Annotated in this window: 15 protein-coding genes; 10 read left to right on the top strand and 5 right to left on the bottom strand. The window is 52.3% G+C overall.

The features are described 5' to 3' along the window. Positions 1 to 26: 26 nt before the first annotated feature. The gene (locus tag NXT09_RS17065; RefSeq protein ID WP_268580656.1) at positions 27 to 1,664 is read right to left on the bottom strand and encodes a TIGR04028 family ABC transporter substrate-binding protein; all 1,638 of its coding nucleotides are present in this window, start codon (positions 1,662 to 1,664) and stop codon (positions 27 to 29) included. 319 nt (positions 1,665 to 1,983) lie between these two features. Between NXT09_RS17065 and NXT09_RS17060 the strand changes: the two genes are divergently transcribed. After that, entirely contained in the window at positions 1,984 to 3,186 is a 1,203-nt protein-coding gene (locus NXT09_RS17060) for a serine hydrolase domain-containing protein (RefSeq protein WP_205551940.1), read from the top strand. A 117-nt stretch (positions 3,187 to 3,303) separates the two neighbouring features. On the opposite strand, the gene ghrB is transcribed toward NXT09_RS17060, so the two are convergent. After that, positions 3,304 to 4,266 (bottom strand): glyoxylate/hydroxypyruvate reductase GhrB, encoded by a 963-nt coding sequence (gene ghrB / locus NXT09_RS17055; protein WP_268580702.1) that lies wholly within the window; start codon positions 4,264 to 4,266, stop codon positions 3,304 to 3,306. 340 nt (positions 4,267 to 4,606) lie between these two features. On the opposite strand from ghrB, the gene NXT09_RS17050 reads away from it, so the two are divergent. After that, positions 4,607 to 6,568 (top strand): methyl-accepting chemotaxis protein, encoded by a 1,962-nt coding sequence (locus NXT09_RS17050; protein ID WP_268580655.1) that lies wholly within the window; start codon positions 4,607 to 4,609, stop codon positions 6,566 to 6,568. 20 nt (positions 6,569 to 6,588) lie between these two features. Here NXT09_RS17050 and NXT09_RS17045 read toward each other — a convergent pair whose 3' ends face one another. Further along, on the bottom strand, positions 6,589 to 7,062 hold the full coding sequence (locus tag NXT09_RS17045) for an N-acetyltransferase (RefSeq protein WP_268580654.1): 474 nt from the start codon (positions 7,060 to 7,062) through the stop codon (positions 6,589 to 6,591). After that, a complete protein-coding gene (locus NXT09_RS17040) occupies positions 7,059 to 7,622 on the bottom strand; it encodes a DNA-3-methyladenine glycosylase I (protein WP_075278515.1) in 564 nt (187 codons plus the stop codon). Before NXT09_RS17040 ends, NXT09_RS17045 begins: the two co-directional genes overlap by 4 nt. Positions 7,623 to 7,918: 296 nt before the next feature. Between NXT09_RS17040 and NXT09_RS17035 the strand changes: the two genes are divergently transcribed. From NXT09_RS17035 to NXT09_RS17000, 8 genes are all read left to right on the top strand, one after another. Further along, entirely contained in the window at positions 7,919 to 8,725 is an 807-nt protein-coding gene (locus tag NXT09_RS17035) for a sulfite exporter TauE/SafE family protein (RefSeq protein WP_268580653.1), read from the top strand. A 127-nt stretch (positions 8,726 to 8,852) separates the two neighbouring features. Beyond that, positions 8,853 to 9,767: a glycine--tRNA ligase subunit alpha gene (glyQ, locus tag NXT09_RS17030; RefSeq protein WP_010296573.1), complete on the top strand. Its 915-nt coding sequence runs from the start codon at positions 8,853 to 8,855 to the stop codon at positions 9,765 to 9,767. 9 nt (positions 9,768 to 9,776) lie between these two features. After that, positions 9,777 to 11,846 carry a glycine--tRNA ligase subunit beta gene (gene glyS, locus NXT09_RS17025; RefSeq protein WP_268580652.1) on the top strand — a complete coding sequence of 690 codons (2,070 nt, stop codon included), beginning with the start codon at positions 9,777 to 9,779 and terminating at the stop codon, positions 11,844 to 11,846. A gap of 285 nt (positions 11,847 to 12,131) precedes the next feature. Then, on the top strand, positions 12,132 to 12,848 hold the full coding sequence (locus NXT09_RS17020; RefSeq protein ID WP_370690964.1) for a DUF3053 domain-containing protein: 717 nt from the start codon (positions 12,132 to 12,134) through the stop codon (positions 12,846 to 12,848). A gap of 436 nt (positions 12,849 to 13,284) precedes the next feature. Beyond that, on the top strand, positions 13,285 to 15,192 hold the full coding sequence (locus NXT09_RS17015; RefSeq protein ID WP_268580651.1) for a PTS mannitol transporter subunit IICBA: 1,908 nt from the start codon (positions 13,285 to 13,287) through the stop codon (positions 15,190 to 15,192). 61 nt (positions 15,193 to 15,253) lie between these two features. Next, positions 15,254 to 16,402, top strand: coding sequence for a mannitol-1-phosphate 5-dehydrogenase (locus tag NXT09_RS17010; protein WP_268580650.1), 1,149 nt, complete (start codon positions 15,254 to 15,256; stop codon positions 16,400 to 16,402). Between the two features lie 117 nt (positions 16,403 to 16,519). Continuing rightward, positions 16,520 to 17,086 (top strand): MltR family transcriptional regulator, encoded by a 567-nt coding sequence (locus NXT09_RS17005; RefSeq protein ID WP_141210017.1) that lies wholly within the window; start codon positions 16,520 to 16,522, stop codon positions 17,084 to 17,086. Positions 17,087 to 17,303: 217 nt separating this feature from the next. Then, entirely contained in the window at positions 17,304 to 17,666 is a 363-nt protein-coding gene (locus NXT09_RS17000) for a YibL family ribosome-associated protein (RefSeq protein ID WP_039279892.1), read from the top strand. A gap of 97 nt (positions 17,667 to 17,763) precedes the next feature. Here the strand turns inward: NXT09_RS17000 and NXT09_RS16995 are convergent, their stop codons facing one another. Beyond that, complete coding sequence (locus NXT09_RS16995) at positions 17,764 to 19,656, bottom strand: methyl-accepting chemotaxis protein (protein ID WP_205551959.1); 1,893 nt, start codon at positions 19,654 to 19,656, stop codon at positions 17,764 to 17,766. Positions 19,657 to 19,715: the final 59 nt, after the last annotated feature.

Here is a 19,715-nt window from a genome sequence, read left to right as displayed (position 1 = left end):
ATGACCTCCTCCTTCTTTCTTCTGTGTTACTTATCTAGCCAGGTGTTGTAGAAGCTGGGGCGACCAACGGCTTCAAACGCGATGCCTTTTGTGGTGGGGGCACCCGCAAACACCTGCGGTTCTTCAAAAATAGGAATGACGTAGGCCTGATCGATCAGGTAACTCTGCACCTCTCCAACCAGCGCCAGCCGCTTGCTGCGGTCAGTTTCCGCCGCGATGCCATCCAGTAGCGTATTCAGATGTGAATCTACAAAGGTGTTCACCTTGTCGCTGGAACCGCCTTTTTGCAGCAGGACGTTACGTACCGTCGGGTAATACTGGCTTTTCAGCACATCCGGGTCGGCACGGCCTACCATCGCGGGAGCCACGCCGGTTTTCAGCGGATCGAGGCTATCGACGGTCTTGCTACCCGCATCGCCTGCCAGCACATTCAGCTTCACGCCGACTTTTGCCCACTGTTGAGAAACCAGCTGTAAGGTTTCTTTGTTCTGCGGCTGCGGCAGGGATTCATAGGCGGTCAGCTCCAGCGTTTTGCCGTCCTTTTGCCGTAATCCCTGCGAGCCGGTTTTCCAGCCTGCGTCATCTAACAGCTTGTTGGCCTGCGCGGGATCGAACGTGAGCTTGCTGGAGAGATCGACATAGCCTGCGGCGGTTTTAGCCAGCGGTGACGTGGCCTGCGTGTAGTTGTCAGAGAACAGCGTATCGATGATCTCTTTGGTGTTGGTGGCGTGCAGCAACGCTTGGCGCACGCGGATATCGGCGACCAGCGGGTTATCCGGGCGGAAAACCACGCTGTTATTGACGCCGCGCGTAGGCGGGGCATAAAGATTGAAGCCCTGACCTTGCACCCGCTTTTCATCGTAGGCCTGGATCTGACGAATGAAATCCGCCTGACCGGATACCAACGCGCCAATACGCACGCTGTCTTCTGGGGTGACCAGATAGGTAATGCCGTCCAGATAGGCACGCCCCTGATGCTTCGATTTAACCGGTGCCCAGTTGTAATCCTTACGGGCGGTCAGTTTCAGCTCACGTCCCAGTTTCTCGCTGCTCACCACGAACGGGCCGGAGCCAATAATGTTTTTAGCATTGCCTAACTGATTGAAATTGCGCTCCAGCGTACTGAGAGATACCAGACCGGAACCGATGGTCGCAGTACCTTGCAGGAAGCCTGGAGACGGCTTCTTAAAGTAAAACTTCACCGTGAGCGGATCGATAACTTCACTGCGCAGGTAGTTATTGATGACCTCGGAAACCGGCTGGTTGAGCGCTGTATTTCCCAAACCGTAGGTATCGAAGTTTTTCGCTACCGCGTTGGCATCCAGCGGCGTGCCATCAGAGAAACTGACACCGGGACGAATCTTGAACGTGTATTCGGTGTTATCCGCGTTAATGGTCCAGGATTCTGCAATCCACGGCTCGACCTCCAGCGTTTCGGGGTTCTGATACGTCAGTTTATCGGTGATCTGGTTGAGAATGCCGCCGTTCGGGTAAAACCCGCCTGCGGGCGTATAGAGATTGGTGTGCGCCTGCTGCTCCAGATAAATCAGTGTGCCGCCGATTTTCGGCGCGTCGTTCGCTGCCTGTGCGCTTAACGTGCCACCCAGAAGGAGCAGTGAGGCAAAAATAGTGAGTTTCTGATGAGGATGCAAAAAAGTCGCCACGATGGTTTTCCCTACAGGTAATGGTTTTTATTAAATTTGTTTTTTATCAGGTGAATACGCGTATCGATTACGTCCTGAAACGGGGAATACAGCAGAAGACGTTAACCGCTCGTTACAGCCGATACTTCCATAGGAGGTAGGAAACAGCAAAGAACAATACCGGTATTGGTTATCCAGTTTTAGGTAGAAAGAAAGGGAATAGCGTTAATAAATTGGGGCAGAATTAAGTGGGGGAAATATATTAATAGTGCTTTTTGAATGAACCTTTTAAGATCGAAAAAATTCAACGCCCGTATAGTCAATTTAAGATATTTTTATTATGCGTTTACGCTTTCGATTTACGCTGTGCATGGCAGCATTATTGATGCTTTCAGGGTGTGGTGCATTATCAAATATGTCTATTGATGAATCGGATGCCGATGTTCTGCGGCTTGCCTGCTATCAGGATTTAACTGCCGAGGTCGATCGTCTGGCCGTTCCTTTCCTTAAACAAAAAGCGATACCGGGCTTGGTTGTTGGGGTGCTAACTGCGGATGGAACGATGCGTAGTTGGGGATATGGCTTTACGGATAGCGATCACCGTTATCCCATTACGGGCGATACCCTGTTTGCCGTGGGGTCGGTGAGTAAAGGGTTTATGGCGGAAACCACGGGCATTCTGGTAAAGCGAGGAATATTACGCTGGGAAGATACGCTTGAAGAACTCCTGCCTGCCCAGATTCTCTTAAGCGATAGCGCAAAAAAGATCACGTTACTACAGTTGGTTACCCACACTTCGGGCTTACCTCGCCAGATGATGGATATGCAGATGCTGGGGCTTTTTGCCGAGTATCTATTTACCGGGAATAACTTCTATACGCTATTGGATGACGATCGGGTATTGGATTATTTGGCTGACTTTACGGTACCGGCGAATCCAGAGCCGACTTATTCGAATCTTGGCTATGCCATTCTGGGGTATGTCCTACAGCTAAAAACTGGAGAGTCCATTGATCGGTTGGTTAATGAAACTATCATCGAACCTCTTAGACTGGAAAACACCAGTTTTACCCCACAAAAATTAACGCGTTTTCCCTACCGAGCGATTGGTCACGCTGGCGATCAGCCCAAATTTATTATGCGCGGTAAGCCGATACCTGACTGGCACTTTTCTTCCAATATGGTAGGCGCTGCCAGTTTGTACACCAGTGCCAATGACCTGTTGAAATTTGCCCGTGCACATATTTATCCGACAGGTTATTACGCGCTTGACGAAGCTATAAACGATTCAATGAAGACCTATTACAACCGCACCAAACAGGCTGCCAATATTGCCTGGATTACCGATGAGGTCGGCACGCAGCATATTACCTATCAGGTGGGATATATTGGCGGTTATTCAAGTTATATCGGGTTAGATCGCCAGAATCGTATTGCCGTGGTTGTTCTGCAAAACAGCTTCAATTGGGATAATAACCTCGGCCATACTCTTATCTCGCGTATTAGTCAGGCAATGCATTATCAGGGCGTGTGTAAGATTTAAAACATCGGTTTTCTACATAAGTTCCGACCCGCACGTCTCCAGAAACGCAGCAAACATCGTGACTGGAGCGTGAAGGGCGTTTTGCAAGCAAACGCTTATGTCATATACGACTTAAGGCTATTTCAAAACCTGCGGATTCACGCAGTTTTCTTTTACCTGACCGCTCAGGGCGGCAATCAGGTTGTCAACGGCGCAGGCGGCCATCCCGTAACGGGTTTCGTGCGTGGCAGAACCGATATGCGGTAGAGCCACCACGTTAGGTAAATCCAGCAGTGGAGAATCGACGGGCAGCGGCTCTTTGACAAAAACATCCAGACCTGCGGCCTGAATTGTCCCTTTCACCAAGGCTTCCGTCAGTGCTTCTTCATCCACAACAGCGCCACGACCGATATTAATCAAAATAGCGCTGGGTTTCATTTTTGCCAGCTGTTCGCGGCCAATGAGATGGTGAGTTTCCGCCGTGAGCGGCAGCGTGATACAGAGGAAATCAGACTCAGCCAATAGCGTATCGAGATCGCAGTGGCGGGCATTAAAACGCTGCTCCGCTTCGGCGTGATGGCGGCGTGCGTTGTACAGAACCGGCATGCTGAAGCCAAAGTGGGCACGTTGTGCGACGGCCAGACCAATGCGGCCCATCCCCAGAATACCGATGGTTTTATGGTGAACGTCGGTGCCAAACCAGTCGCTGCCGACTCCTTCTTTCCATTCGCCTGCTTTGACACGCTCGGCCACTTCCACGACCCGGCGCGCGCTGGCGAGCATCAGTGCCAGCACCGTATCCGCCACCGTTTCCGTCAGCACGGTTGGGGTGTGCATGAGAATCACCCCTTTTTCATTCAACGCGTCGACATTAAAGGTGTCATAACCGACTGAAATGGTGGAAGCCGCGCGTAAACGCGGTGCGTGTTGCAGGAAGTCTTTATCGACTTTACCACCGGAACCAATGATGCCTTCGGCCGTTGCCAGAGCGGGGTGGTCGAGGGAGGGAAAGGCGTCAAGTTCAGTGACGGTGAAGTGTTGGTCTAGACGATCGCGCAGGTCGTCAGCAATTTTTTTATACAGGATAACGCTAGGTTTCATCACAAACTCCAGCAGATTAAGGAAGTTAACGTAGAAATAGCTCATCGAATAATCGCGTAGCTGGCGAGAGACTGCAAGCGATACCGCCCCCGCATCTGCCCAAGGTTAACCGTGATTAATGGGGGATTTGCACGATTGGGATGATGAGCGATCGCAGACAGAGGCGCCACCGCCGCATGTGGGGTGCTCCGCGAGCGGCGCGAGGTCTCTTTATTGCTATTTGATTAATATATTTCCTTTGTGATTGTTATCACTCATTTTCGAGTAAAGCATTACCGTGAAAAACCGATAACCCTATCTACGGGGATGTTTTAGACATGGTTTTTTAATGGGGGCGGAAATGCATTTTTTTACCAGGATTATGAGTAACCTCAAGGTTTCTCATAAGCTGTATGGCGGTTTCGGGATTGTCCTGTTGTTGGTCATGATCGCGTCTGGCGTTGGCGCTGTACGATTTTTTATCATCCACGATCTGTATGTTAAAACGACAATTTTGAATGAAATGAATCACTATCTCGATCAGTCAAAAATGGCGAGGGTAAAATATTCATTCACTTTTGCAGATGACAATATCAAGAATCTCAATACCTACATTAGTCAGGCAAGCCAGCAAAAAGAAAAAGCGAAAGCACTCACGTGGGAAGCAGAATATCTCTCTGATTTTAATAAACTTGATCAGGATTTTGCAGATTATGATACCGATCTGAATACCATGAAAACGGCCGCAAATGCGGTGGTCGAGACGGCAAAGAAAATCAGCCAGATGAATGCCTCCGATGCGTTAACCGCATTTATGACCCATCTCTCGGTCGGCGCGGATGAAAATGCGTTGTCTATGCAGAAAGAAGCCCTCTCACTGCTGTTCCTGAAACTGGTCAACAGCACCTACACCTTACAAAGAGAGAATAGTGAAGCGGCGTTTAACGCGCAGAAGCAGGTCTATGCCGAATCTAAGGCATCCTACGATGCGTTGGCATCGTCGGTCAGCGGCGATCGCCGTCGCGTAGTGGATTCATTTTGGCAAGCATTTGAAAATTATCATCAAACGGCAGAGCAGTATTACGCGCAGTTGGGGCAGTTAAAAACCACAGATGTTAAATTCCGGGCAACCGGAGACAGAATGACGAGCGATATCGGCAGTATTCTGCAAAAGCTCGGCGCGAAGAATGATGACATTATCAATAGCTCCGTGCTGCAAACGCTGATTCTAGGGGCGATTGCCATCGTATTCGGTTTATTGATCGCATGGTCCGTCACTCGACAAATTACCCGACCTATTATCACCAACCTGAAACTGGCGGAACGGATTGCGAGTGGCGATCTGTCAGCGAATGTCACGGTGGAACGTCATGATGAGCTGGGGCAATTAACGACGGCCATGATGGTGATGACGGAGAAATTACGTCATTTAATGACTGATATTCGTCAGAGCGTGTACAGCGTTGAGAGTGCTTCTTCTGACATCGCATCGGGCAATAATGATTTGTCATCACGTACCGAGCAGCAATCAGCGGCGATTGTAGAGACGGCAGCCAGCATGGAAGAATTAACGGCTACCGTGAAGAACAACGCCGATAATGCCCGACATGCTAGCCAGATTGCCGGAGAAGCCTCAACCAACGCCAACCGCGGCGGGGATATTATTAACCGCGTGATTAATACCATGAGTGATATTTCAGGGAGCTCGAAGAAGATCTCTGATATCACGACGGTGATTAATAGCATTGCTTTCCAAACCAATATTCTGGCGTTGAACGCGGCGGTGGAAGCAGCTCGAGCCGGTGAACAAGGGCGAGGCTTTGCGGTAGTCGCCAGTGAAGTTCGTAGCCTTGCTCAGCGCAGTTCACAGGCGGCAAAAGAGATCGAAAGCCTGATTTCAGAATCGGTTTCGCGCGTGGATACCGGAACGGAGCTGGTTTCTCAGGCGGGAACGACGATGGATGACATTGTGGCTTCCGTGAGCCGCGTGAATGACATCATGGGAGAAATTTCCTCCGCATCGGATGAGCAGAGCCGTGGTATTGCACAAATCGGCAGCGCGGTGGCCGAAATGGATACCACTATCCAGCAGAATGCCTCTATGGTGAGCGAGTCCTCTGCCGCGGCGAATTCGTTGCAGGAACAGGCCTCGAAGCTGGCAAAACTGATGTCGGTTTTCCGCATCTCTGATTCAGATGTTGCCGGTCTGCCAAGACTGCAAGGGTCGAACACCGGCAACCGGAATTCAGGCAACAAGGCAGCGCCTCGCCTGCCGACGCTCGCGTCGCGGGATAACGGGAACGATAACTGGACAACGTTCTGATATCCCGTTGAGTTGATGACTCAGAGATGATCGATTGAACCGGAGGGAGTGGCATTGGCTGCTCCCTCGTTCGCCCACTGCATGATCAGTGCGGTGGCCTGTGTATCCTGATTGACGTTTTCCTCCACGATGACAAATCCCTGCTTATGGTAGAACCGACAGGCGCGCGTATTCTGCTGATACACTTCCAGACTGAGTAAAGGAAACTGTGCCTGAACATGCTGGATCAGCGCTGTACCAATCTGCTTTCCATAATAGGCTTGTTCCACAAACAGCGCGCCGATGAACCGTGCCTCCAGCACGCTGATAAAGCCGATGAGGCTCCCTTGCTCCTCATAAACCCAGGTTTGCGACTGGGGAATATAGATCTCACGTACCGCGCTGGCACTTTCTCGCCAATAATCTTCACGAATAAACGGATGCGCCAGCGTGGTGCTCTTTAGCCAAAGCTGCATCAGCGGTGCAAGATCGGGGTCGCGGTAAGGTCGAATCATGAAGTGCTTTCCTGATGACAAAAGCACTCAGTCACATGGTCATTGACCAATCCACCCGCCTGCATGAAGGCATAACAGATGGTTGAGCCGATAAATTTGAAGCCGCGTTTCTTCAGGGCCTTGGACATGGCATCTGAAACGTCCGTTTTGGCTGGCACTTCTGCGAGCGAAGCGGGTTGATTGAGACGCGGCTGGTGTTCGACGAAAGACCAAATGAAGTGCGAGAAGCTCTCTCCCTGACTTTCCATCGCCACCCACGCTTTTGCATTGGTGATAATCGCCTCGATTTTTCCACGATGGCGAATAATGCTGCTGTCCTGCACCAGCCGATCCACGTCATCCTGCGTCATCTGTGCCACTTGCTCAGGGTTGAACTGGTGGAAGCAACGGCGATAGTGTTCGCGTTTTTTCAGGACGGTAATCCAGGAAAGACCCGCCTGCTGGCCCTCCAGACACAGTAACTCAAACAGCTTCTGGCTATCGGTGCAGGGTTTCCCCCACTCGTTATCGTGGTAATCCTGATATAAGGTGTCTTGTGTAACCCAGCCGCAGCGTTGCATACCTTTCTCCTGATTAGGGTGAGCCGTTCATTGTAAGGCGGTCTGTCGCAAGTAGGATTCGATCATGGCACTTATGTTGCTGTATATGCAACCAGTGTTTTGCGGGCGTGCTCGCAGATATGAAAGGTCGTTTGCGGGCGTGCTCGCAGATATGAAAGGTCGTTTGCGGATGGGGCAGAAAGTCGTCGCGGAATCATGAATAATGTTTCGCCAACAGCTCAGGGTTATCTATTTATTCGCTCACGGCTGTTTAATCGATCATAAGAAAAGCATAGACAAAGACAGGGGTACAGGGAATGGCAGTAGAGTGGGTAGCGGCCTATCTGGCATTAGGCGCGGTAGTCGGTTTTATGGCGGGGTTATTGGGCATTGGCGGTGGCGGTATTATGGTGCCAGTACTGACAGCGCTGTTTGCCGCGCAGGGCGTGGAGAATACGCATCTGGTGCATCTGGCGTTGGGAACGTCAATGGCTGCCATCGTCGTCACGGCAATTTCCAGCCTCCGTACCCATCATCAACATCAGGCGGTGCTGTGGCCTGTGGTGATGCGGATTACGCCTGCCATCCTGATCGGGACATTCGCGGCCACCTGGCTGGCGACGCTGTTACCGACGCGGGCGCTGGCGATCTTTTTCTCCTGCTTTATGGCCTATGTTGCGCTGCAAATGGTGCTGAATATCAAGCCAAAGCCGCAGCGCCAGTTGCCCGGTACGGCAGGCGTTTCGCTGGCGGGATTGGTTATTGGCAGCATTTCGGCGCTGGTGGCTATCGGCGGCGGGTCGCTCACTGTGCCGTTTCTGACGTGGTGTAACGTCCGTATTCAGCAGGCGATTGGCACATCGGCGGCGGTGGGGTTACCCATTGCCCTTGCCGGCGCGCTGGGCTACATGATCAACGGCTGGTCGACGACGGGATTACCTGACTACAGCGTCGGCTATGTGTCTCTGCCCGCCGTTATCCTGATTTCTGCCGTCAGCTTCTTCACCGCGCCCGTTGGGGCTCGTCTGGCGCACCGTTTGCCTGTGGCGACGCTGAAGAAGGCCTTTGCCGCGCTGCTGTTGCTGCTGAGCCTGAAGATGTTGCAGACCGTTTTTTCAGGCTGATCCTGAAATTTGAAAGATGATGACGGGGGATTTGCACTTGTTGCCGCATTCTGGCTGTATATCTTGCGGTCAGAGGGTATACTGGCGCATTCCTTATAAATCCACTTGTATCGCGCGCGAATCCAACATGCAAAAGTTTGATACCAAGACCTTCCAGGGCCTGATCCTGACGTTACAGGATTATTGGGCTCGCCAGGGCTGCACCATTGTTCAACCATTGGACATGGAAGTCGGCGCAGGCACTTCACACCCTATGACCTGCCTGCGGGCACTGGGGCCGGAGCCGATGGCTGCCGCCTATGTGCAGCCTTCTCGTCGTCCGACCGATGGACGCTACGGTGAAAACCCGAACCGCTTACAGCACTATTACCAGTTTCAGGTCGTCATTAAGCCATCACCGGAAAACATTCAGGAGCTGTATCTCGGTTCTCTGAAAGAGTTGGGCATGGATCCGACCATTCACGACATCCGCTTCGTGGAAGACAACTGGGAAAACCCGACGCTGGGCGCATGGGGCCTGGGCTGGGAAGTCTGGCTGAACGGTATGGAAGTCACGCAGTTTACCTACTTCCAGCAGGTTGGCGGTTTGGAATGTAAACCAGTGACGGGTGAGATCACCTACGGTCTGGAACGTCTGGCGATGTACATTCAGGGCGTTGATAGCGTTTACGATCTGGTCTGGAGCGATGGCCCGTTAGGAAAAACCACCTACGGCGACGTGTTCCATCAAAACGAAGTCGAGCAATCGACCTACAACTTTGAACACGCTGATGTCGATTTCCTGTTCAGCTGCTTCGAGCAATATGAGAAAGAAGCGCAGCACCTGCTGGCGCTGGAAAAACCGCTGCCTTTACCGGCTTACGAACGCATTCTGAAAGCGGCGCACAGCTTTAACCTGCTGGATGCGCGTAAAGCGATCTCGGTTACCGAACGCCAGCGCTACATTCTGCGTATTCGTACCCTGACCAAAGCGGTTGCGGAAGCCTACTATGCCTCGCGTGAGGCGCTGGGTTTCCCGATGTGTAATAAGAAAGAGAGCTAAGAGGCAGCGATGACTGACAAGACTTTTCTGGTGGAAATTGGCACGGAAGAGCTGCCGCCGAAGGCTCTCCGTAATCTGGCAGAATCTTTTGCCGCGAATTTCACGGCGGAGCTGGATGCCGCCAATCTGGCACACGGTGACGTAAGCTGGTTTGCCGCGCCGCGCCGTCTGGCGCTGAAAGTGGCACGCTTAAGCGCTTCCCAGCCCGATCGTGAAGTAGAAAAACGTGGTCCGGCGATTTCACAAGCGTTTGATGCTGAAGGCAAACCGACCAAAGCGGCAGAAGGCTGGGCGCGTGGCTGTGGTATCACCGTTGAGCAAGCTGAACGTTTGACGACCGACAAAGGCGAGTGGCTGCTGTATCGCGCCCACGCGAAAGGCGAACAGGCACAGGCGCTGCTGGCTGGCATGGTAAGCACCGCATTATCGAAGCTGCCGATTCCAAAATTGATGCGCTGGAGCGACAAAGAAACGCAGTTTGTGCGTCCGGTGCACACGGTAACCATGCTGCTGGGTGAAGAGCTTATCCCCGGTCAGGTATTGGGTATCGATTCCGCTCGTACTATTCGCGGTCACCGCTTTATGGGTGAAGCTGAATTTACGATCGATAACGCCGAACAGTATCCGCAGATTCTGCTGGAGCGCGGTAAAGTCGTCGCCGACTACGATGCGCGTAAAGCGAAAATTAAAGCCGATGCAGAAGAAGCCGCACGCAAGATTGGCGGCAACGCCGATCTGAGCGACAGCCTGCTGGAAGAAGTCACCTCGCTGGTGGAATGGCCAGTGGTGCTGACCGCGAAATTTGAAGAAAAATTCCTCGCTGTGCCGTCCGAAGCGCTGGTTTACACCATGAAAGGTGACCAGAAGTATTTCCCGGTTTACGACAACAGCGGCAATCTGCTGCCAAACTTCATCTTTGTTGCCAATATCGAATCCAAAGATCCACAGCAGATTATTTCCGGTAACGAAAAAGTGGTGCGCCCGCGTCTGGCTGACGCCGAATTCTTCTTCAATACCGACCGTAAGAAGCGTTTGGAAGATCACCTGCCGCGTCTGGAAACCGTCTTGTTCCAGCAGCAGCTAGGTTCATTGCGCGACAAAACTGACCGTATTCAGGCGCTGGCTGGCTGGGTTGCTGGTCAGATTGGTGCTGATGTGAGTCACGCGACGCGTGCGGGTCTGCTGTCCAAGTGTGACCTGATGACCAACATGGTGTTCGAATTTACCGACACGCAGGGCGTGATGGGGATGCACTATGCGCGTCATGATGGCGAAGCGGAAGATGTTGCCGTTGCGTTGAATGAGCAGTATCAGCCGCGCTTTGCGGGTGACGAGCTGCCGTCTTCTGCGGTGGCCTGTGCGCTGGCGATTGCTGACAAAATGGATTCGCTGGCAGGGATTTTTGGCATCGGCCAACACCCGAAAGGCGACAAAGACCCGTTTGCGCTGCGTCGTGCCGCCCTCGGTGTGCTGCGTATCATCGTCGAAAAACGTCTACCGCTGGATTTGCAGACGCTGACCGAAGAAGCGGTGCGTTTGTATGGCGATAAGCTGTCTAATGCCAAGGTTGTGGATGACGTGATTGAGTTTATGCTCGGTCGTTTCCGTGCCTGGTATCAGGAAGAAGGCCACAGCGTGGATACCATTCAGGCGGTATTGGCGCGTCGTCCTACCCGTCCGGCTGATTTCGATGCCCGCGTGAAAGCCGTCAGCCACTTCCGTTCGCTGGATGCCGCAGCGGCGCTGGCAGCGGCTAACAAGCGCGTTTCCAACATTTTGGCGAAGTCTACCGATACGCTGAACGAGAGCGTCAACGCTGCCGTATTGAAAGACGCGGCGGAAATTACGCTGGCCACGCACCTTGTCGTACTGCGCGACAAACTGACGCCGCTGTTCGCTGAAGGTCGCTATCAGGAAGCGCTGGTTGAGCTGGCCTCACTGCGTGAGCCTGTCGATGCGTTCTTCGATCAGGTGATGGTCATGGCGGAAGATGAGCAGGTTCGAGTGAATCGCCTGACGCTGCTGAGCCAACTGCGCGAACTGTTCTTGCAGGTTGCAGATATTTCCGTCCTGCAATAACGGCGATAGCGTTACGTAATCTCAACCCCCGAGTCGGTTCGCCCGTTCGGGGGTTATTTTTTCCCGCGTCACAAAACATTCCTCCCACCCCGCGGTTTCGATCCGTATCGACTGACTACTCCGTTGATAAAATCCTGTTGTCAGACCTGGCCTTTTTCTGCACAGCCAGCCTGATTCGACTATGCTTATGTCGTAGAAAATCTTGTCATGGAAAATCCGTCGTCAGCGTGTTTTTGTCTGAATAAAGCACAGCTGGCGGGGCAGTAAGCATAACAGGAGTAGGGAATGAGAAGGCTGATGACGTACCGTTCACGCTGGCTGCTGCCAGTTCTGGTTATTCTGGCGGCATTGCAGTTGGCTGCCTGTGATGACAGCGAAGCCGATCAGCGGAAGGCATTCGTTGCGTTCTTGCAAAGCGTGCAGTCGCAGCAGGATGGGAAATTGCCGACACTGACGGAAGAACAGAAGAAGAATTTTGGCAATTTCACCAACGATTACGCGATTTTAACCACCTTTTCTCAGCAGTTTAATCAGGCCGTGTCCGGCAGTTTGACGCCGATGCTGGGGCAAATTTCCCGAATTCGTGTTCCTAAAGACTATCTGACGCAGCGTGATGATCTTCGCCAATCCATCGGTGCAATGAACCTGTTGAGCCAGCATGTGCAGGCGGCGAAAGTGCAGGCGGACAACGCCCATCGGCTGCTAAAACAGCCCGAAGAAGTGCAAATACCCTATGAGCGGTTGTATGCACGCACGGTAATACAGCCTACCAATGCGCTGTTACCCGCCACTCCGAATGCGATTGCCTTCGCACAGAGCCTGATCCAGATCGGCGATTTCCTTCAGGCTCAGGGCGATCAGGCTGTGTTTAATGGCTCGTCTGTGCAATTCCGTACGCCGCAACAGGTGGCGCAATATAACAGCATGGTGGCAGCGCTACCTCTACAGCAGCAGAATTTAATGAATGCGCTCAGAGGAATAACCGGCGTGAATTATCCCTAGCCGCGTCGCGATCCGACGCTTTAGCGATGCGATAGGGCAGAGAGGTATTCTGGATAATATGCGTGTGGCTGGTGAGAGGGTGAAAATAAATTGTGATTAACATCACATAAATAAAACAAATACAGGGTTGTGAAATGTGATTCAAGTCACATATAAGGCGCGGTGTTTGTCTAAAAATCTGTTTAGTTTTTCATTTTTAACGGTTTTTTGTGAAGTAAATCACCTATTTGTATCGTTGATGTAGGGTGGTTGTGTGATTTTTGTCACGTTACCGCCATGGAGTTGCGGTATGAAAACAGCGTGTTAGAGTCCGCGCTGCATACAGTAATAATGACGGAAGTCTTCTTGTGGTAATCGGTGTTTTTATTGCCACGCCGTCTCACGATAATTACCACGCGCTCTTATTGTCAGCGCGTTTCAATAGGGGTGTGTTTTTATGCTTTCACCAGATATTAAGATCAAGGTGCAAAACTTTGGTCGCTTCCTCAGTAATATGGTGATGCCCAACATTGGCGCATTTATCGCCTGGGGTATTATTACCGCGCTGTTTATCCCTACTGGCTGGTTCCCCAATGAAACATTGGCGAAACTCGTCGGTCCGATGATTACCTATTTGCTGCCATTGCTGATTGGCTATACCGGCGGACGTCTGGTATTCGGTGAGCGTGGCGGTGTGGTCGGTGCCATTACGACGATGGGTGTGATCGTCGGGACCGATATCCCGATGTTCCTCGGCGCCATGATTGTGGGCCCGTTGGGCGGCTGGGCGATCAAACGTTTTGACCGCATGGTCGACGGTAAAATCAAGAGCGGCTTTGAAATGCTGGTCAACAACTTCTCTGCCGGTATTATCGGTATGTTGTTGGCAATCCTGTCGTTTTTGGCAATTGGTCCGCTGGTTGAAGTCTTCTCTCAGGTGCTGGCTTCCGGTGTGAACCTGATGGTTCAGAACAACCTGCTGCCGTTTACGTCTATCTTCGTTGAACCGGCGAAAATTCTGTTCCTGAACAACGCCATTAACCACGGTATCTTCTCACCGTTGGGCATTCAGCAGGCGACGGAAACCGGCAAATCTATTTTCTTCCTGATCGAAGCGAACCCAGGCCCAGGTATGGGCGTGCTGATGGCGTACATGTTCTTCGGTCGTGGTAACGCGAAAGAGTCAGCGCCAGGTGCGGCGATTATCCACTTCCTGGGCGGGATTCACGAAATCTACTTCCCTTATGTGCTGATGAATCCACGTCTGATTATTGCGGTGATTCTGGGCGGGATGACTGGCGTGTTTACGCTGAGCGTGCTGGGCGGCGGTTTGGTTTCTCCTGCGTCTCCGGGCTCCATTCTGGCGGTGCTGGCGATGACGCCAAAAGGCGCTTACTTCGCTAACCTCGCAGCTATTGCAGCGGCTTTCGCGGTGTCCTTCATCGTGTCGGCGATTCTGCTGAAAAGCACCAAGCAAAAAGAAGAAGACCTGAGCGACGCAACGCGCCGCATGCAGGAAATGAAAGCGTCTTCTAAAGGCACGGCGACTAACGTTGGTATCAGCGGTGATATGAGCACCGTGCGTAAAATCATCGTAGCGTGTGACGCCGGTATGGGCTCTAGCGCGATGGGTGCTGGTGTGCTGCGCAAGAAAGTTCAGGATGCCGGGCTGACCAACATTTCGGTGACTAATAGCGCGATCAATAGTCTGCCGGACGATGTCGATCTGGTGATTACGCACCGCGACCTGACCGAGCGTGCAATGCGTCATGCGCCGCAGGCACAGCACATTTCGCTGACCAACTTCCTTGATAGCGGTCTGTATAGCGATCTGGTAGCACGTCTTAACGCAGCACAGGGTGCCGTGAAGTCTGAACCCGTCGCGACGCCAGCACCTGCTGTAGCCGACGCACAGACTAACCTGTTCCAACTGGGTGCAGGCAATGTGTTCCTGAATCAGCATGCGACAGACAAAGAGCAGGCAATTCGTTTCGCTGGTGAGCAACTGGTGAAAGGCGGCTATGTCGAGCCTGCGTATGTTGAAGCGATGCTGGAACGTGAAAAGCTGACTTCCACCTATCTGGGCGAGTCGATTGCTGTGCCGCACGGCACGATTGAAGCGAAAGACCGCGTGCTGAAAACGGGTGTTGTTTTCTGCCAATATCCTGAAGGCGTTCGCTTTGGCGATGAAGAAGATGAAGTTGCGCGTCTGGTTATCGGTATTGCCGCTCGCAACAACGAACATATTCAGGTCATCACCAGTCTTACCAACGCGCTGGATGATGATGCCGTCATTGAACGTCTGGCACAGACCCAGGATGTTCAGGAAGTACTCGACTTACTCTCCGGTAAAAAGAGTGCCTAATTGATGTGGCTAGGGCCGCCTGCGGGCGGCCTCTTTTTATGTTTTTTTAAGGTTATGTCTCATGAAAGCATTACATTTTGGCGCGGGTAATATTGGCCGTGGGTTTATTGGGAAATTGTTGGCCGATGCCAACGTCGAACTGACATTCGCTGACGTCAATCAGCCGCTGTTGGATGCCCTGAACAGCCGTACAAGCTATACGGTGCGGATTGTCGGCGATAACACGCAGGTTGATACCGTTAGCAACGTTAGCGCCGTTCACAGCGGCAGCCAGGATGCCGTCGCGCTGATTGCCGTGGCCGATTTGGTGACGACCGCTGTGGGGCCGCAGATTCTGGAAAAAATCGCCGGAACTATCGCTCAGGGGCTGGTTAAGCGTCATAACGACGGTAATACCCGGCCGTTGAACATTATTGCCTGTGAAAATATGGTGCGTGGCACCAGCCAGTTAAAACAGCATGTGTTGAAACTGCTGCCGGAAGGCCATCAGGAATGGGTGGTTGAGCATGTGGGATTCGTGGATTCCGCCGTGGATCGCATCGTTCCTCCTTCCGAAGCCGGTAGCGACGATGTGCTGGCGGTGATGGTAGAAACCTTCAGCGAATGGATTGTCGATAAAACCCAGTTCTGCGGTGAACCGCCAGCAATTCCCGGTATGGAACTGACCGACAACCTGATGGCGTTTGTCGAGCGTAAGCTCTTCACGCTGAACACGGGTCATGCGATTACGGCCTACCTCGGCCAGCAGGCGCGTCATCAAACGATTCGCGATGCGATTCTCGACCCGAAAGTCAGAGCCGTGGTCAAAGGCGCAATGGAAGAGAGCGGCGCGGTACTCATCAAGCGCTACGGTTTTGATGCGGAGAAGCACGCTGCCTATATCAACAAGATTCTCAGCCGCTTTGAAAACCCGCATCTGCACGATGATGTTGAACGCGTTGGCCGTCAGCCGCTGCGCAAGCTGAGTGCAGGCGACCGTTTGATTAAGCCGCTGCTCGGCACGCTGGAATACCATTTGCCGCATGACGACCTGATTACCGGCATTGCTGCCGCGATGCACTATCGCAGTGAACAGGATCCGCAGGCGCTGGAACTGGCTGAGTTAATCCGTACTCAGGGGCCGCAGGCGGCGCTGGTGCAGATTTCTGGTCTGGATGCTGACAGCGAGGTTGTCGCGCAAGCAGTGAATGTGTATAACGCCATGCAGTAATCGGCGTGTCTCGTCATCAGGCAGGTGTGGTCTTTTCGACACGGAGTAAGGTATACGGGCGACGTCGGGGATAGGATGTCGCCACACCTGCCGGTAAGCATGCTGCCGAGATAGGGGATGCTGTGGGCGGGGTTAAAGGGTCGAGAAGTGACGATGGAAGAAACACAGGCGTTTGAAAACCGGGTTCTGGAAGCGCTGAACTCAGGGAAGACCGTGCGCGACTTTATGCTCTGCGCCGTCGAATTGCTGGCTGAAGCGGTCAGTATCCTGATGTTGCAGGTGTTCCGTAAAGATGATTATGCGGTGAAATATGCCGTTGAACCCCTGATGACGGGAACGGGTCCACTGGGCGACCTTTCCGTGCGCCTGAAACTGATTTATGGGCTGGGAATGATCAGCCGTAAAGAGTACGAAGATGCGGAACTGTTAATGGCGCTGGGCGAAGAGCTGGCACATGACGATCGGCATTACCGTTTTACCGATGATGAAATTCTGGGGCCGATCGGCGAACTGCACTGCGTTGCGGCGTTGCCTACAGAACCCGCTTTGCCGCCGGGGGCAGACGCCGCCGATCCGCTTCTGGTGAGTATGCAGCGGCAGCGTTATCAGCAGATGGTGCGTTCCACGCTGGTGCTATCCCTGACCACATTGATTGCGCAAATCAGTCTGAAAAAGGCGTTTTAATCCCATTCCGCTATATTACGTCACTGCGTCATGTCAGGTGTTTATACTTGCATTCTTCAAGCGGCATATATGTGGCGGCTGGTCTTACTCAACTCAGTCACTTACCCGAGTAAGCTCCGAGGGGTCGTGCGGTTCCTGCCTTCACGCAACTCGAATTATTTAGCGTATAGTGTATGCTGTGCCCCGCATTATTCTCCCGTTATATAGGTTATCTTTTATGAAAGAGCAGGAAAAAGCAGAGATCAAGCGCCTTAGCGACCAACTGGATAAGCTGACGCGTAAGCAGACCACGCTGCTGGAACAAGGTGATGCTGAAGCAATCGCCCTCAATCTGGAGGCCTGCGAGAAGCTAACGGCTGAAATCGAGCGCCTGCGTAACGTGAGAGAACAGAAGCTCAGCAAAGAAGCACAGAAACTGGCGAACCTGCCTTTCAAACGTGCGATCACCAAAAAAGAGCAAGCCGATATGGGGACGTTGAAGAAAAGCGTTCGCGGTTTGGTGGTGGTGCACCCGATGACGGCACTGGGGCGCGAGATGGGTTTAAAAGAGATGACAGGCTTCGCGCCGAAACCATTCTAAGGTTTCTTCTCTGCGCAGACCGCTGCTGGTGATAGATTCGTTGATGAAGCCCCTGTTTAACAGGGGCTTTGTTGTTTTTGGTACGTTGCTGTTGATATTAGCGCGGCGCGTGCAGACGATGCGTTTGGTCGGCAAACGCGATACCCGCTGGGGTGTCATCATGCTGTGCGTTTGCCAGACGGAAGACGGAAACCGCCTGCTTCAGCAGTCTTGCCTGCTCTTCCAGCGAGTCGGCAGCGGCAGAGGATTGCTCAACCAGTGCGGCGTTCTGCTGCGTGGTGCTGTCCATCTCCACAATCGCCTGGCTAACCTGGCTAATTCCCCGGCTTTGCTCATCCGATGCGGTAGCAATTTCACCCATGATGTCATGCACCTGCGTGATCGAGGTGACGATATCATTCATTGTTTTACCGGCATTGCCAACCAGCGTCGCTCCGCGTGATACCTGAGTAACCGATTCAGAGATCAGGCCTTCGATCTCCTTCGCGGCCTGAGAACTGCGTTGGGCAAGGCTACGAACTTCGCTGGCGACTACTGCAAAGCCGCGGCCTTGCTCACCGGCGCGGGCTGCTTCCACCGCGGCGTTCAATGCCAGAATGTTGGTCTGGAAGGCGATGCTATTGATGACGGACGTGATTTCCGCGATACGCTTAGAACTGCTCTCAATCGCCGTCATGGTTTGCACCACGTTATTCACCTGCTCACCGCCTTGTTTTGCGGTTTGAGATGCGCTGATTGCCAGCTTGTTCGCGTGGTGTGCGTTATCCGCGTTTTGCTTAACTGTCGCAGTGAGCTGCTCCATGCTGGCGGCGGTTTGCTCAACGGCAGCGGCCTGCTGCTCCGTACGCGATGACAGGTCGGTGTTGCCCGCGACGATCTCGCTGGATGCGTTAGAAATCTGGCTGACGCCGACGCGAATGTCATCGATCATATTGTGCAGGTTGTCATTCATTTTCGACATCGCACTCATCAACTGACCCAGCTCATCTTTACGCGTCGTGTTGATGGACATGGTGAGATCGCCTGTCGCGATTTTCTCAGCCATATTCAATGTGTTGCCAAGCGGAGTGGTGATCTGACGTGAAATGAACCAGGAAATCAGCAGACCAAGCAGTAGCGTGATCAGCGCGGCGATGCTCATTTGCAGCGTGGCATTGCGAATGTCTTCCTGCGATGCCGCCAGCTGATCGCTGAGCAGGGATTTAACTACGTCGTTTAACTGTCCGGCGACAACCTGCATTTGCCCCGCCTGCGCCATTTCCTCCTCATAGGCCGGCATATAGGCCAGAACCTGCTCTTCATAGGTATTCATGATTGTCATAACCGGTGCCAGCGTTTCACGCTGTTCGGCAGACAGGCTCTGATACAGGAAGGTCAATGACGTTTGTGCTGCGTTGATGGCATCCGTCAGCTTTTCTTCAGATTCTTTATTGGTAGACAGTAATAACCCACGAACGTGGTAGCGGACGGCAATCAGTTTTTGGTTCAGATCAGAAAGTAATAATTGAAGGTTAGCGCTGTTATTGTCCGTCTTTAATTGATCGTTGAGCTGTTCTAGGGGTTTTTCTGTTGTTGAGATATTCCAGCTTTTTCTGACGGCATCTTTTTTGCCCACTGCATTAATATAATTACTTTGTTTTTCCTGATAGCTGGTAATTAATGCTGGGATGCTGGCTATTTTCTTGGCATCACTTTCTGGCCAGTGAAATTCTTTTGCTTTTTCAGCGAGTTTACTAACATTGGCAATGTGTTCAACGTTCTTTTTTATATCATCAGGATTATAGGTAGTGCCATATAATGCGCGGTAATATTTAGCCTGGTTAATTTCATCATTGATATCGTTGCTTAAATTAACTTTATCAATACTGTCTTTCAGCGAGCCAATATGCATAATGCCCGCACCGGCAATCACCATGGTCATCAGCAGAATCAGGAAAAAGCCCAATCCTAATTTTTTACCGACTTTTAGATTATCAAAATTCATAGCCATCACATCCCACCACTATATCGTATTGAGCCGAATTCACTATCCTGATGCACACTTGATTA

The organism is Pectobacterium jejuense (assembly GCF_026800125.1).
Classification (GTDB): domain Bacteria; phylum Pseudomonadota; class Gammaproteobacteria; order Enterobacterales; family Enterobacteriaceae; genus Pectobacterium; species Pectobacterium jejuense.
Note: the sequence above shows the minus strand (reverse complement) of the source record. Positions and strands in the feature narration are given on the sequence as shown.

Coding starts and splice junctions, on each gene's coding strand:
- NXT09_RS17060 (WP_205551940.1), top strand. CDS start 1,984: ATGCGTTTACGCTTTCGATTTACGCTGTGCATGGCAGCATTATTGATG.
- ghrB (WP_268580702.1), bottom strand. CDS start 4,266: ATGAAACCTAGCGTTATCCTGTATAAAAAAATTGCTGACGACCTGCGC.
- NXT09_RS17050 (WP_268580655.1), top strand. CDS start 4,607: ATGCATTTTTTTACCAGGATTATGAGTAACCTCAAGGTTTCTCATAAG.
- NXT09_RS17045 (WP_268580654.1), bottom strand. CDS start 7,062: ATGATTCGACCTTACCGCGACCCCGATCTTGCACCGCTGATGCAGCTT.
- NXT09_RS17040 (WP_075278515.1), bottom strand. CDS start 7,622: ATGCAACGCTGCGGCTGGGTTACACAAGACACCTTATATCAGGATTAC.
- NXT09_RS17035 (WP_268580653.1), top strand. CDS start 7,919: ATGGCAGTAGAGTGGGTAGCGGCCTATCTGGCATTAGGCGCGGTAGTC.
- glyQ (WP_010296573.1), top strand. CDS start 8,853: ATGCAAAAGTTTGATACCAAGACCTTCCAGGGCCTGATCCTGACGTTA.
- glyS (WP_268580652.1), top strand. CDS start 9,777: ATGACTGACAAGACTTTTCTGGTGGAAATTGGCACGGAAGAGCTGCCG.
- NXT09_RS17020 (WP_370690964.1), top strand. CDS start 12,132: ATGAGAAGGCTGATGACGTACCGTTCACGCTGGCTGCTGCCAGTTCTG.
- NXT09_RS17015 (WP_268580651.1), top strand. CDS start 13,285: ATGCTTTCACCAGATATTAAGATCAAGGTGCAAAACTTTGGTCGCTTC.
- NXT09_RS17010 (WP_268580650.1), top strand. CDS start 15,254: ATGAAAGCATTACATTTTGGCGCGGGTAATATTGGCCGTGGGTTTATT.
- NXT09_RS17005 (WP_141210017.1), top strand. CDS start 16,520: ATGCTGTGGGCGGGGTTAAAGGGTCGAGAAGTGACGATGGAAGAAACA.
- NXT09_RS17000 (WP_039279892.1), top strand. CDS start 17,304: ATGAAAGAGCAGGAAAAAGCAGAGATCAAGCGCCTTAGCGACCAACTG.
- NXT09_RS16995 (WP_205551959.1), bottom strand. CDS start 19,656: ATGGCTATGAATTTTGATAATCTAAAAGTCGGTAAAAAATTAGGATTG.